Annotated in this window: 13 protein-coding genes; 6 read left to right on the top strand and 7 right to left on the bottom strand. The window is 70.9% G+C overall.

Going from position 1 to position 12240, the window contains the following annotated elements; genetic code table 11:
- Nucleotides 1-2 precede the first annotated feature (2 nt).
- Together miaA and FM051_RS02770 are read right to left on the bottom strand one after the other, a co-directional pair.
- The gene (gene miaA, locus FM051_RS02775; protein WP_158840300.1) at nucleotides 3-905 is read right to left on the bottom strand and encodes a tRNA (adenosine(37)-N6)-dimethylallyltransferase MiaA; all 903 of its coding nucleotides are present in this window, start codon (nucleotides 903-905) and stop codon (nucleotides 3-5) included.
- Between the two features lie 23 nt (nucleotides 906-928).
- A complete protein-coding gene (locus FM051_RS02770) occupies nucleotides 929-1612 on the bottom strand; it encodes a class III extradiol dioxygenase subunit B-like domain-containing protein (RefSeq protein WP_158840298.1) in 684 nt (227 codons plus the stop codon).
- A 185-nt stretch (nucleotides 1613-1797) separates the two neighbouring features.
- On the opposite strand from FM051_RS02770, the gene FM051_RS02765 reads away from it, so the two are divergent.
- Nucleotides 1798-3141 (top strand): DUF349 domain-containing protein, encoded by a 1344-nt coding sequence (locus FM051_RS02765; protein ID WP_158840296.1) that lies wholly within the window; start codon nucleotides 1798-1800, stop codon nucleotides 3139-3141.
- Between the two features lie 4 nt (nucleotides 3142-3145).
- On the opposite strand, the gene FM051_RS02760 is transcribed toward FM051_RS02765, so the two are convergent.
- From FM051_RS02760 to miaB, 3 genes are read right to left on the bottom strand one after another with little or no spacing between them, the layout of a single operon-like run.
- Nucleotides 3146-3724 carry a GNAT family N-acetyltransferase gene (locus tag FM051_RS02760; protein ID WP_158840294.1) on the bottom strand — a complete coding sequence of 193 codons (579 nt, stop codon included), beginning with the start codon at nucleotides 3722-3724 and terminating at the stop codon, nucleotides 3146-3148.
- Nucleotides 3724-4203 (bottom strand): Rv2732c family membrane protein, encoded by a 480-nt coding sequence (locus FM051_RS02755; RefSeq protein WP_158840292.1) that lies wholly within the window; start codon nucleotides 4201-4203, stop codon nucleotides 3724-3726. The genes FM051_RS02760 and FM051_RS02755 overlap by 1 nt, the downstream gene beginning before the upstream one ends.
- Complete coding sequence (gene miaB, locus FM051_RS02750) at nucleotides 4200-5669, bottom strand: tRNA (N6-isopentenyl adenosine(37)-C2)-methylthiotransferase MiaB (protein WP_158840290.1); 1470 nt, start codon at nucleotides 5667-5669, stop codon at nucleotides 4200-4202. Before miaB ends, FM051_RS02755 begins: the two co-directional genes overlap by 4 nt.
- 58 nt (nucleotides 5670-5727) lie before the next feature.
- Here miaB and FM051_RS02745 point away from each other — a divergent pair, with 58 nt between their 5' ends.
- Nucleotides 5728-6675: a TAXI family TRAP transporter solute-binding subunit gene (locus tag FM051_RS02745; protein ID WP_238412094.1), complete on the top strand. Its 948-nt coding sequence runs from the start codon at nucleotides 5728-5730 to the stop codon at nucleotides 6673-6675.
- A gap of 18 nt (nucleotides 6676-6693) precedes the next feature.
- On the opposite strand, the gene FM051_RS02740 is transcribed toward FM051_RS02745, so the two are convergent.
- Both FM051_RS02740 and FM051_RS02735 read right to left on the bottom strand, forming a co-directional pair.
- Nucleotides 6694-8073, bottom strand: coding sequence for a HAMP domain-containing sensor histidine kinase (locus tag FM051_RS02740; protein ID WP_158840288.1), 1380 nt, complete (start codon nucleotides 8071-8073; stop codon nucleotides 6694-6696).
- Nucleotides 8074-8745 carry a response regulator transcription factor gene (locus tag FM051_RS02735; protein WP_158840286.1) on the bottom strand — a complete coding sequence of 224 codons (672 nt, stop codon included), beginning with the start codon at nucleotides 8743-8745 and terminating at the stop codon, nucleotides 8074-8076.
- A 161-nt stretch (nucleotides 8746-8906) separates the two neighbouring features.
- Here FM051_RS02735 and FM051_RS02730 point away from each other — a divergent pair, with 161 nt between their 5' ends.
- The 4 genes from FM051_RS02730 to FM051_RS02715 all read left to right on the top strand — a co-directional run bounded on the left by FM051_RS02730 (nucleotide 8907) and on the right by FM051_RS02715 (nucleotide 12169).
- The gene (locus FM051_RS02730; RefSeq protein ID WP_202918673.1) at nucleotides 8907-9635 is read left to right on the top strand and encodes an amino acid ABC transporter ATP-binding protein; all 729 of its coding nucleotides are present in this window, start codon (nucleotides 8907-8909) and stop codon (nucleotides 9633-9635) included.
- Between the two features lie 64 nt (nucleotides 9636-9699).
- A complete protein-coding gene (locus FM051_RS02725; RefSeq protein ID WP_158840282.1) occupies nucleotides 9700-10587 on the top strand; it encodes a glutamate ABC transporter substrate-binding protein in 888 nt (295 codons plus the stop codon).
- Between the two features lie 65 nt (nucleotides 10588-10652).
- A complete protein-coding gene (locus tag FM051_RS02720; RefSeq protein ID WP_158840280.1) occupies nucleotides 10653-11324 on the top strand; it encodes an amino acid ABC transporter permease in 672 nt (223 codons plus the stop codon).
- Entirely contained in the window at nucleotides 11321-12169 is an 849-nt protein-coding gene (locus FM051_RS02715) for an amino acid ABC transporter permease (RefSeq protein WP_158840278.1), read from the top strand. Before FM051_RS02720 ends, FM051_RS02715 begins: the two co-directional genes overlap by 4 nt.
- Nucleotides 12170-12240: the final 71 nt, after the last annotated feature.

Genomic DNA, 12240 nt, shown 5'->3' with positions numbered 1-12240 from the left:
GGCTACGGTGCGACGAGCTTGAGCACGTCCTCGGCCAGTCCCGGAGCGGCCGCGTCGAACCACGTGACCCTCTGGTCGCGGCGGAACCAGGACCGCTGCTTGCGCACGAACCGCCGGGTGGCCTGCGCGGTCGTCGTCGCCGCCTCGTCCAGCGAGCACTCGCCGTCGAACGCGGCCAGCACCTGCTGGTAGCCCAGCGCGCGGGACGCCGTGCGGCCGTCGCGCAGCCCGCGGGCCTCCAGCTCGCGGACCTCGTCCACCAGACCCGCCTCGAACATCCGCGCCACCCGCGCGTCGACCCGCTCGTCCAGTTCGGACACGTCGCGGTCCAGCCCGACCACCACCGTGCCGTACCGGGCCGGTCCCGGCTTGGGCAGCGTGGCCGAGAACGGCTGCCCGGTCAGCTCGATGACCTCCAGCGCGCGCACCACCCGCCGGCCGTTGCTGGGCAGGATCGCCAGCGCCGCGGCCGGGTCGAGCTGCGCCAGCCGCCCGTGCAGGGTCTCCGCGCCGAACACCGCCAGCTCCTGCTCCAGCTGGGTCCGGATCTTCTCGTCGGTGCCGGGGAACACCAGGTCGTCCAGCACGGCCTGCACGTACAGACCCGAACCGCCGACCAGCACCGGCGTGCGGCCCTCGGCCAGCAGCCGCTCCACCACGGCCCGCGCCTCGCGCTGGTAGGCGGCCACGGACGCGGTCTCGGTCACGTCCAGCACGTCGAGCAGGTGGTGCGGCACGCCCTGCCGCTCGGCCTCGGTGATCTTCGCCGTGCCGATGTCCATGCCCCGGTAGAGCTGCATCGCGTCGGCGTTGACCACCTCACCGCCCAGTTCGACGGCCAGCCGCACGGCGAGGTCGGACTTTCCGGTGGCGGTGGGGCCCACGACGGCGACGGGAGTGCTCACGCCCCCCAGCCTCCCAGACGGCCTCAGGCGTCCCAGACGGCGAGGTGGTAGCCGACGCCGAACGGTGCCAGGAACGCCGACCGGGTGCACCGCCACGCGCCCGGCACACCCGCCGCCACCTGCCACGCGGCCCGCCCGGACGCGCCCAGCTCGGCCGCCGACGCCGGGTCGATCGCCCGCAACGCGCCCGTGTCCGCCGTGGCCAGCGCCTTGCGCACGTCCTCGTCGAACGGCCCGGCCCGCTCGTCCGGGCGTCCCACGGCCCGCTCGCCGTGCCGGTGCGACCCGTCGCCCAGCACGAGCAGCGCACGCGAACCACCCAGCCGCTCACCCAGCGCGACGCACTCGGCGGTGGGCAGGTCCGGCGGCACGACGTGCACCCGCACGCTCCGCGCGCCCACCCGTTCCCGCAGCCACGCCGCCACCAGCACCGGAAGCGGCAGGTCCTCATCCACAGAGGACGCGTCGTCCGACAGCGACACCGGGACGTCCACCCCGAAACCGCGGAACGTGCCCCTCACGTCCTCGACCACCCGCGGCCCGGACGGGTCGACACCGACCGCCACCCAGTCCGCCGCGTGCGCGGCCAGATCCCGTGCCGCGGCCAGGCACGCCGAACGCACCTGTTCGGTCTCCGGCACGGCTCCCGTCACCAGTTCGGGCACCAGCAGAGGAGGGTGCGGAACGACCACCAGGCGCGAGATCATGGCAGCCAACGCTACTCATCGGCCACCACCGGTACCGATGCGAGCCTTGACCTGTTTGAATGCGCGCGAGGTACTGGACACTCTTAGGGAGAGTCGCGGTACTCGGGTGCTGGGCCCCGTCGTAGGCGGGGCGCCCGTGGTCGGCACGGGCACCACGAAGTGGGCAGGCGAGGAGGAAGCCGGCGATGACGGAGCACGAGACGACACCGGGAACCACTGGCGACAGTGGTGCGGGGGCGGTGGTCGAGGAGACCCGGGTGGAAGCGACGCCGGTCACGCCGGTCACGGCGCCACCGCCGGTCCCCGTGGCGTCGGACCACCCTGACCGCTGGGGGCGCGTGGACGCGGACGGCACCGTCTACGTCAAGACGGCCGAGGGCGAGCGGGTCGTCGGTTCCTGGCAGGCGGGCGAGCCCGCCGAGGGCCTGGCGCACTTCGCGCGCCGGTTCGACGACATCCGCACCGAGGTCGAGCTGCTGGTGACGCGGCTGTCCTCCGGCGCGGGCGACCCCAAGCACGCGCTGACCAGCGCGAAGCACGTCCAGGAGAGCCTGGCCGACGCGGCGGTCGTCGGTGACCTCGCCGCTCTGGCCGCGCGCGTCGAGTACGTGCTGGTCAAGGCGGAGGAGGGCCTGGAGGCCGCCAAGGCGGCCAAGGACGAGGCACGGGCCGCGGCCGGCGCCCGCAAGCAGGAGCTGGTCGAGGAAGCCGAGGCGTTGGCCAACGAGTCGACGCAGTGGAAGGCGGCCGGCGACCGGCTGCGGCAGATCCTGGACGAGTGGAAGACCATCCGGGGTGTCGACCGCAAGACCGACGAGCAGCTGTGGCGGCGGTTCTCCAAGGCGCGCGACGCGTTCAACCGCAGGCGCGGCTCGCACTTCGCGGACCTCGACCGGCAGCGCAGCGTGGCCAAGAACCGCAAGCAGGAGCTGGTCGAAGAGGCCGAGAAGCTCATCGAGTCCGACGACTGGGGTCCCACGGCCGGTCGGTACAAGGAGCTGATGGTCGAGTGGAAGGCCGCCGGGCGGGCGCCCAAGGAGGCCGACGACGCGTTGTGGCAGCGGTTCCGCGCCGCCCAGGACGCGTTCTTCGCCAAGCGCTCCGAGGCGTTCAACGAGCGTGACGCGGAGTTCGCGACCAACGCGAAGCTGAAGGAGGAACTGCTCGCCGAGGCCGAGCGGATCGACCCGTCGCTCGACCTGGAGGCTGCCCGCAACCAGCTCTACAAGATCCAGGAGCGGTGGGACGCGATCGGCAAGGTGCCGCGCGAGCGGGTCCGCGAGCTGGAGGGCAAGCTCCGCACGATCGAGGAGCGGGTCCGCGGCGCGGTGGACGCCCAGTGGCGTCGTTCCGACCCGGAGGCCGAGGCCCGCGTGGCGCAGTTCCGCGAGCGGGTGGAGCAGTTCGAGGCGCAGGCCGAGAAGGCGCGCACGGCGGGCGACAAGCGCCGCGCCGAGCAGGCCGAGGCCCAGGCCAAGCAGTGGCGCGAGTGGCTGGCCGCCGCCGAGCAGGCGGTCGCGAGCCGCTGAGCGGCTAGTGGGCGATGGGCCCCTTCACCGGCGGTGAAGGGGCCCAGCCCGCTGTGAACAGCAGGTCGGGGCCGTCCTCGCCGTCGCGGTCCAGGTGTTCGGCGCGCCCCAGGCCCGCTTTGAGCGCCACCCGCTGCGAAGCGGTGTTGGCGGGCCGCACCCTGGCCACGACCGGGAACGCGCCCAGGTGCTCGGTCGCCCACCGCACCACCTCGTGCGCCGCCTCGGTGCTGATGCCGTCACCCCAGCTCGCCGGGCTGAACCGGTAGAACAGGTTGAGCGCGCGCCGCTCGTCGACCTGGCTGACCTTCACGCCGCAGAAGCCCAGCGTCCGCTCCGCGCCGAGCCGGCGGACCGCCCAGTACCCGAAGCCGTACCCACGCCAGTGGTTCATCCACCGCTTCAGCAGGACATCGGCCTGGTCACGGCTGTGCACCGCGTCCGCCGGGTTGTGCGCGAGGGCCACCGGGTCGCCCTGGATCTCGTGCACCGCGTCCAGGTCGCCGATGACCGGCCGCCGCAACGACAGCCGCCCGGTGCGCAACTCCCCGAAGCCGGACAGCACCGGCCAGGGTTCGGGCATCACTGCATGGGCGGCCGGGACGCGGCCAGCCGAAGCCACTTCACCAGCAGCACCACCACCGCCACCACCGCCAGGATCAGGCCCGGACCAGGACCGGGACCGGGGTGGTGACCGGTCGTGGTCTGCGTGGTCCAGATCGACAGCACGCCCGCCACCGACGCGGCGAACGACGCCAGCGCGGACACCCACGCCAACGCCCACCGGCGCACGGCCAGCGTCACCGCCGGCAGCAGCACGCCCGCGATCACCGCGGCGTAGGAGAACACCTTCGGCAACGCGTCCGCCTCGCCGAACAGCAGGCTCAGCCCCTGCACGCCGTCGACCCACGGCAGGATCAGCGACACCAGGACCGCCAACGCCGCGACGGCGATCGTCAACGCGCCCGCGCCGGGGTCGATGCGCTTGGCCGCCGAACGGCCCACCCCGTTGATCTCCTCGCGCAGCCCGGCCAGGTCGTCCGGCTCCTGCTCCTCGCTCATCCGACCGAGCACCCGCCGACGGCCGCGGGCAGGGGCGCGGGCTTGCCGAACGACGGCAGGCCCAGCGTCACGCCCGGTGTCTTCGGCTTGAGACCGGCCTCGGACCGGTCACCCGCCTTGGTCCGGCGGTGCGACAGCAGCGGACCGTCCGCGATGAGGTTGTGCGGCGCCCCGTAGGTCACCACGGTCTCCACCACGTCACCGGGGCGCACGTGCGCGTCACCGGGCGTGAAGTGCACCAGGCGGCCGTCGCGGGCGCGACCGGTCATCCGGTGCGTCTCGGCGTCCTTGCGGCCCTCGCCGGAGGCGACCAGCAGCTCGACCGTGCGGCCGACCTGCTCCCGGTTCAGCTCGTGCGCCACCTCGTTGACCAGCGTGACCAGCCGGTCGTACCGCTCCTGCACGACCTGCTTGGGCAGCTGGTCGGGCAGGTCGGCGGCGGGCGTGCCGGGGCGCTTGGAGTACTGGAAGGTGAACGCGGAGGAGAACCGGGCCTCGCGGACGACGTCCAAAGTGGCCTGGAAGTCCTCCTCGGTCTCACCGGGGAAGCCGACGATGATGTCCGTGGTGATGGCCGCGTCCGGCATGGCCGTGCGCACGTTGTCCAGGATGGACAGGTACTTCGCGGTCCGGTACGAGCGGCGCATCTCCTTGAGCACGCGGTCCGAGCCCGACTGCAGCGGCATGTGCAGCGAGTGGCACACGGCGGGCGTCTCGGCCATCGCGGCGATCACGTCGTCGGTGAAGTCCTTCGGGTGCGGCGAGGTGAACCGGACCCGCTCCAGGCCCTCGATCCCGCCGGTGGCGCGCAGCAGCTTGCCGAACGCGAACCGGTCGCCGAACTCGACGCCGTAGGAGTTGACGTTCTGCCCCAGCAGCGTCACCTCCAGCACGCCCTCGTCGACCAGCGCCTGCACCTCGGCCAGCACCTCGCCGGGTCGGCGGTCCTTCTCCTTGCCGCGCAGCGACGGGACGATGCAGAACGTGCAGGTGTTGTTGCAGCCGACGGACACCGACACCCAGCCGGAGTAGGCCGAGTCGCGGCGGGCGGGCAGCGTCGAGGGGAAGGTCTCCAGCGAGTCCAGGATCTCGACCTGGGCCTCGCGGTTGTGCCGGGCGCGTTCCAGCAGCACCGGCAGCGAGCCGATGTTGTGCGTGCCGAAGACGACGTCGACCCACGGCGCGCGCTTGACGATCTCGCCCTGGTCCTTCTGCGCGAGGCAGCCGCCCACGGCGATCTGCATGTCGGGGTTGGCGGACTTGGCGGGCGCGAGGTGACCGAGCGTGCCGTAGAGCTTGTTGTCGGCGTTCTCCCGCACGGCGCAGGTGTTGAACACCACCACGTCCGGCGCGACGTCGCCTTCGGCGGGCGTGTAGCCCGCGTCCTCCAGCATGCCGGCCAGGCGCTCGGAGTCGTGCACGTTCATCTGGCAGCCGAACGTGCGGATCTGGTAACTGCGCGTCACTGCAACCTAGTCCTTCCGTCGGGTCCAGCGTAGAGCGTGGACGTGCGACGATGCGCAGGTGTCGGGAACACTGTTGCGGTTGCACGCGGTCGGGGCCGCCTTGGCCCTGGCCACGCTGTCGTTGAGCGCGTGCGGTGACGACTTCGACCAGGTGAAGCTGACCATGGCGGCCGGCAGTCCGGGCGGGGTCTACCACGAGTTGAGCACGGTGCTGGCCGACGCGTGGAGCCGGGACCCCGGCATCCCGCGCCCGCAGGTGGCGAACACGGCCGGTTCGGTGGACAACCTGGGTCGGCTGCGGGCCAACCAGGCGCAGGTGGGGTTCTCGGCGGCCGACGCGGCGGAGAAGGCGCAGAAGGAGAGCAAGGGCCACAAGCTGCTCGCCCTGGCCCGGATGCACGACGACTACCTCCAGGTGGTGGTGCGGGACGACCTGCCGGTGACCAAGCTGGCCGACTTGAAGGGCCTGCGGGTGAGCGTGGGCGCGAGCAACTCGGGGGTGAAGTTGATCGCCGAGCGGCTGTTGGAGTCGGCGGGCATCTCGCCGGGCAGCGACCTCAAAGTCCAGTACATGGACCTGCAGACCAGCGCGGACGCGATGCGCGACGGGGCGTTGGACGCGTTCTTCTGGTCCGGTGGCGTGCCGACGGGCCCGGTCACGACCCTGGCCACGACGGTGAAGGTGCGGATGCTCGACCTGGGCGACGTGCTGCCGAAACTGCGTCAGACCTACCAGGTGTACGGCTCGGCGACGCTGCCCGCGTCGGCCTACCAGCTCGACGGCGGCCCGGTCGTCACGCTGGTCGTGCGCAACTTCCTCCTGGTCAACGACACGATGTCGGACGACGTGGCGGAAGCCCTGGTGAGAGGCCTGTTCCAGGCGCAGCCGGACCTGGTCGCGGCGAGCCCGGTGGCCAGATCGATAGAGGTCCGGTCGGCGATCGAGACGACCCCGATCGAGCTGCACCCCGGCGCGATGCGCTACTACCGCGACGTCAAGGTCTGACCTCCGGGCACGGTCGGGTTACACGGCCGGGAATTCCACCACCACGCGCAGGCCGCCGGCCTCGGGCGACTCCAGCCTGACCGAGCCGTCGACCCGTTCCACGATCTGCCGCACCAGCGCCAGCCCCAGCCCGGAGCCCTGCACGTTCTGGTGCGCCGGACTGCGCCAGAACCGGTCGGTGGCGCGTTCCAGCTCCTCCGGCGCCAGCCCCGGCCCCTCGTCCTGCACCGACAGCCGCACCACACCGTCCCGCCGGCGGACGTCGACGTGCACCAACGTGCCGTCGGACGTGAACTTCAGCGCGTTGTCCAGCAGCGCGTCCAGCACGGTCTCGACACCGCGCGGCGGCACCAGCGCCATGCCGCCCGGCTCGCCGTCCAGCACCAGGTGCACCTCGCGGGCCGCGGCGGCGGGCTGCCACGCCGACAGGCGTCCGGCCACCACCCGGTCCACGTCCACCGGCAGGGGATCGACCGAGGGCGCACCGGCCCGCGCCATGGACAGCAGCTCGTCCAGGATCCGGTTGAGCCGGTTGGCCTCGTCGAGTGCCGCGACCTGGTGCGCGACCCCCTCGCCGACCACGTAGTCCTCCAAATTGGACAGACGGAGTTTCAACGCGGTCAACGGGTTCCGCAGCTGGTGCGAGGCGTCCGCGACGAACGCGCGCTGCGAAGCCAGCACGTCGCTCACGTTCGCCGCCATCTGGTCGAACGACCGCGACAGCTGTCGCAGCTCCGGCGGCCCGTCCGACGACCCCACCGGCTGCACCGGCTGCCCGGACACCACCGCCGACAACAGCCGCCCGGTCGCGTCGTCCAACCGGTGGACCGGCCGCAGCGTCCACCGGACCAGCGGCAACGCCACGAACACGCCCACGACCAGCACCAGCAGGCTGGACGCGAGCAGCACCGCCCACCACAGCAGGACCTCGACGCGGGTCTTCGACGTCGGCGAGAACGTCACCACCGCGCCGCGCACCTCGCCCGCCTCCAGCACCGGCTCGGCGAGCACCAGGTCGGTCGACTCCCACGGCATGACCAGCTCCGGCGCGAGCGGCTGCCGGCCGGCCAACGCACCCCGGACCAGGTCGGACACCTCCGGCGACGACACGTCCACGTCGTCCGAGGACGCCGCCACCACCTGCCCGTCCCGGCCGAGCAGCGCCACCCGTATCCCGTACAGCTCGTGGTAGCGGCGCAGTTCGGCCTCCAGCACGTGCGGCTGGTCGTCGATGAACGGCCGCTGCGCCACGGACGCGAACCGCGTGGTGTCGGTGAGCCGGTCCAGGAACATCTCCTGCTGCTCGGTCTGGGCCACGCCACGCCCCAGCGGGACACCCATGCCCAACAGCACGAGCACGACCAGCGTCAACACGATTCCCAGCAGCCGCGACCGCACTCAGCCCCCGCTCAACCGGTACCCGACTCCGCGCACCGTCTCCAACAAAGATGGACGCCCGAGCTTCGTCCGCAGCGTCGCCACGTGGACGTCCAGGGTCCGGTTGGCCCCCGCCCAGGTGCGTCCCCACACCTCGGCCAGGATGCGCTCCCGGGTGCACACCGCGCCACCCGCCGCCACGACCAGCGCCAACACCTGGAACTCCTTGCGTGACAGTGCCACCACCTCACCCGCCACGGTGACCTCGTGCCGACCGAGGTCGACCCGCACGTCGGACACCTCGAACACCTCGGTGCCGGTGCCGCCGACGCCGACCGGGTCGCCGCGCCGCCGCCGCACCGCGTGCACGCGGGCTACCAGTTCACCCACGTCGTAGGGCTTGACCAGGTAATCGTCGGCGCCGGCGTGCAGGCCGAGGATCCGGTCGTCGATCTCGCCGCGGGCCGAGACCACGATGATCGCCACGTCACTCGCCGCACGGATGTGGCGGCAGAGCGTGACACCGTCCACATCGGGCAGGCCCAGGTCGAGCAACACCACGTCGATCCCGGCCAGTCGATCGAGCGTCCCCCGACCGGTAGCCTGCCGGTCAACCGTGAAACCGCGCCGCGTCAACGCCGGTACCAGCGCTTCTGCCACGCGGTCGTCGTCCTCGACCAACAGCACCCGCACCGTGGAGCCTCCCCGATAAGTGTCGCCACCCTGTGACAGAGTTGAGACCCTAAGTCTTGCTCAACCGCCTGGACTGGTGTGGTGATTCACACCTACGTTTCCGCCATCGCTCAGGAACCCCTACTGGAGGACTGATGACCGCCGCCACTCCTGCTCCGCCGATGATCCGGATGGCGGGCGTGGACAAGTTCTTCGGACCTCTGCACGTCCTCAAGGACGTCACGATCGAGGTGCCGAAGGGGCAGGTCGTCGTGGTGCTCGGGCCGTCCGGCTCGGGCAAGTCCACGCTGTGCCGCACGATCAACCGGTTGGAGCCGATCGACTCCGGCCTCATCGAGGTGGACGGCCAGCCGCTGCCCGCCGAGGGCAAGGAACTCGCCCGGCTGCGCGCCGACGTGGGCATGGTTTTCCAGTCGTTCAACCTGTTCGCCCACAAGAGCATCGTCGACAACGTGATGCTCGCGCCGGTGAAGGTCCGCAAGACGCCCGCGGCCCAGGCCCGCAAGACGGCCATGGAGCTGCTGGAGCGGGTCGGCATCGCGAACCAGGCGGAGAAGTACCCCGCCCAGTTGTCGGGTGGGCAGCAGCAGCGCGCGGCGATCGCCCGCGCGCTGGCGATGCGGCCCAAGGTGATGCTGTTCGACGAGCCGACCTCCGCACTCGACCCCGAGATGGTGCAGGAGGTGCTGGACGTGATGACCACGCTGGCCAAGGAGGGCATGACCATGCTCGTGGTGACCCACGAGATGGGCTTCGCCCGCAAGGCCGCGGACCGGGTGATCTTCATGTCCGACGGCGAGGTCGTCGAGGATTCGACGCCGGAGGCGTTCTTCTCCGCGCCGAAGTCCAACCGCGCGAAGGACTTCCTTGGCAAGATCCTGACCCACTGAAGTCCCACGACCGCGGCGCTGAAGCCTGGCGCCGCTCTCACCCGAAAAGAGCAGGAGAAGGACGATGAGGGTTCGCACCCTTGCGGTGGCGCTGCTGGCCGGCGGCCTCGCCCTGACCGCGTGCGGCAAGGAGGGCAGCCCCGGCGACACCGGTTCTGCCCCCACGCAGCAGGTCGCAGCCGACGTCAAGGTCGACGGCTCCCCGACGTTCGAGAAGATGAAGAGCCGGGGCAAGGTCATCGTCGGCGTCAAGGAGGACCAGCCCGGTCTCGGGTACAAGGACCCGACCAGCGGCAAGTTCACCGGTTTCGACATCGAGATCGCGAAGCTGGTCGCCGCGAAGCTGGGCTTCGAGTCCGACAAGATCGAGTACAAGGCGATCGCGTCCCAGGGCCGCGAGCAGGCGCTGATCAACGGTGACGTCGACTACTACGTCGGCACCTACACGATCAACGCCAAGCGCAAGGAGCAGGTCGGGTTCGCCGGCCCCTACTTCACCGCGGGCCAGGACCTGCTGGTGAAGAAGGACGACAACTCGATCACCGGCCCGGACACGCTCAAGGGCAAGAAGGTCTGCTCGGTCACCGGCTCGACGCCGATCCAGAAGGTCAAGACCGAGGGCCTGACCGAGCCGGAGAACATCGTCGAGCTGCAGAACTACTCGCAGTGCGTGACGCAGCTGGAGCAGGGCGCGGTCGACGCCGTCACCACCGACGACGCGATCCTGAAGGGCTACGCCTCGCAGGACCCGAGCAAGTTCAAGGTCGTCGGCAAGACGTTCTCGAGCGAGCCCTACGGCATCGGCCTGCCCAAGGACGACAAGGCCCTGCGCGACAAGATCAACGACATCCTGGAAGCGGCCATCAACGGCGGCGACTGGCAGGCGGTCTACGACAACACGCTGGGCAAGTCCGGCTCCACGGCCAACAAGCCCGTTCTCGAACGCTACTGATCTCTTCCCGCGGCCGGTCGCCCGTGCGGGCGGCCGGCCGTGCCACCACCTAGCCGAGGAAGCCGATGGACGTCCTGCTCGACAACCTCGACCTGTACGGACCAGGGTTCCTCAACACCGTTGAGCTGTTCCTGATCTCCGCGGTCGGATCGCTGGTGTTGGGAACGATCCTGGCGATGCTGCGGGTCGCGCCGGTCCCGGTGCTGCGCGCCACGGGCGCCGCCTACGTGACGCTCATCCGCAACACGCCGCTCACGCTGGTGTTCTTCTTCTTCACCTTCGCGTTCCCGTTGCTGGAGATCGTGACGCCGGCGAGCTTCGGCTCGGCCGCCGCCTACTACCGCAACGCGGCGCTGGCGGCGCTGATCCTGTACACGGCCGCGTTCGTCTGCGAGGTCGTGCGGTCCGGCATCAACACCGTGCCCGTCGGCCAGGCCGAGGCGTCCCGCGCGCTGGGCCTGACGTTCGGCCAGATGCTCGCCTCCGTGGTGCTGCCGCAGGCCGGCCGGGCGGTCGTGCCGCCGATGGTGAGCACCATGATCGCGCTGCTGAAGAACACCACCATCGCGGCGGGCTTCTCGGTGTTCCAAGCGGGCTCCATCAGCCTCAACCTGTCCGACCGAGGTGAGAACCAGCTCATCGGCCTGCTCTGGGTCGCGCTGTTCTTCGTGGTGCTCGTGACTCCCCTGACCCTGCTGCAACGCAGCCTCGAGAAGCGGTGGAGCATCGCCCGATGAGCGCGGTCCTGTTCGACGTCCCCGGGCCTCGCGCCCGGATCCGCCACCGGCTCTACGCGGTCATCGGCGCCGCCGCGGTGGTCGGTGTGATCGGTTTCGTGGTGTACCGGTTCTGGGTGACCGGGCAGTTCTCCGCCGAGAAGTGGTCCTGGCCCCAGTACGAGTACGTCCAGCTCCAGTTGCTCAGCGCGTTGGGCAACACGCTGCGCGCGTTCGCCTTCGGCGCGGTGTTCGCACTGCTGTTCGGAGCGATCTTCGCGGCGGGCCAGCTCTCCGACCACAAGATCATCCGTGTGCCGTCGATGCTGGTCGTCGAGCTGTTCCGGGCCGTCCCGCTGGTCGTGTTGATCTTCATGTTCCACTACGGCCTGTCGCTCGGCGCGCCGGTCTACTCCGTGGTGGTCGCCCTGACCCTCTACAACGGGTCGGTGCTCGCCGAGGTGTTCCGCGCCGGTGTGCTCTCCCTGCCGCGCGGGCAGAGCGAAGCCGCGTACGCGGTGGGTATGCGCAAGACCCAGGTCATGAGGCTCGTGCTGCTGCCGCAGGCCGTGCGCGCGATGCTGCCGGCGATCATCAGCCAGCTCGTCGTGCTGCTGAAGGACTCGGCTCTCGGCTTCCTCATCACCTACGAGGAGTTGCTGAACGAGGCGCAGCGGATCGGCCGCAGCTTCGAGTTCGGCCGGCCGCTGGTGCCCGTCACGATCGTGGTGGCCGCGATCTACATCGCGATGTGCCTGCTGCTGACCTGGCTGGCGACGTACCTGGAGAAGCGCAACCGGCGCGACAAGAAGGTGATCGAGCTGGAGAAGAAGCCGGCCGAGGACGTCGTCGCGGCAGCCGTCTGACCCGGGGTGAATCGGGGTCGTGGGCGCGCGGGGGGCGCCTGGGCGGGGCGCGGGCCCCGCGTTGTGGGGGG

Source organism: Saccharothrix deserti (assembly GCF_009769385.1).
GTDB classification, from domain to species: domain Bacteria; phylum Actinomycetota; class Actinomycetes; order Mycobacteriales; family Pseudonocardiaceae; genus Actinosynnema; species Actinosynnema deserti.
Note: the sequence above shows the minus strand (reverse complement) of the source record. Positions and strands in the feature narration are given on the sequence as shown.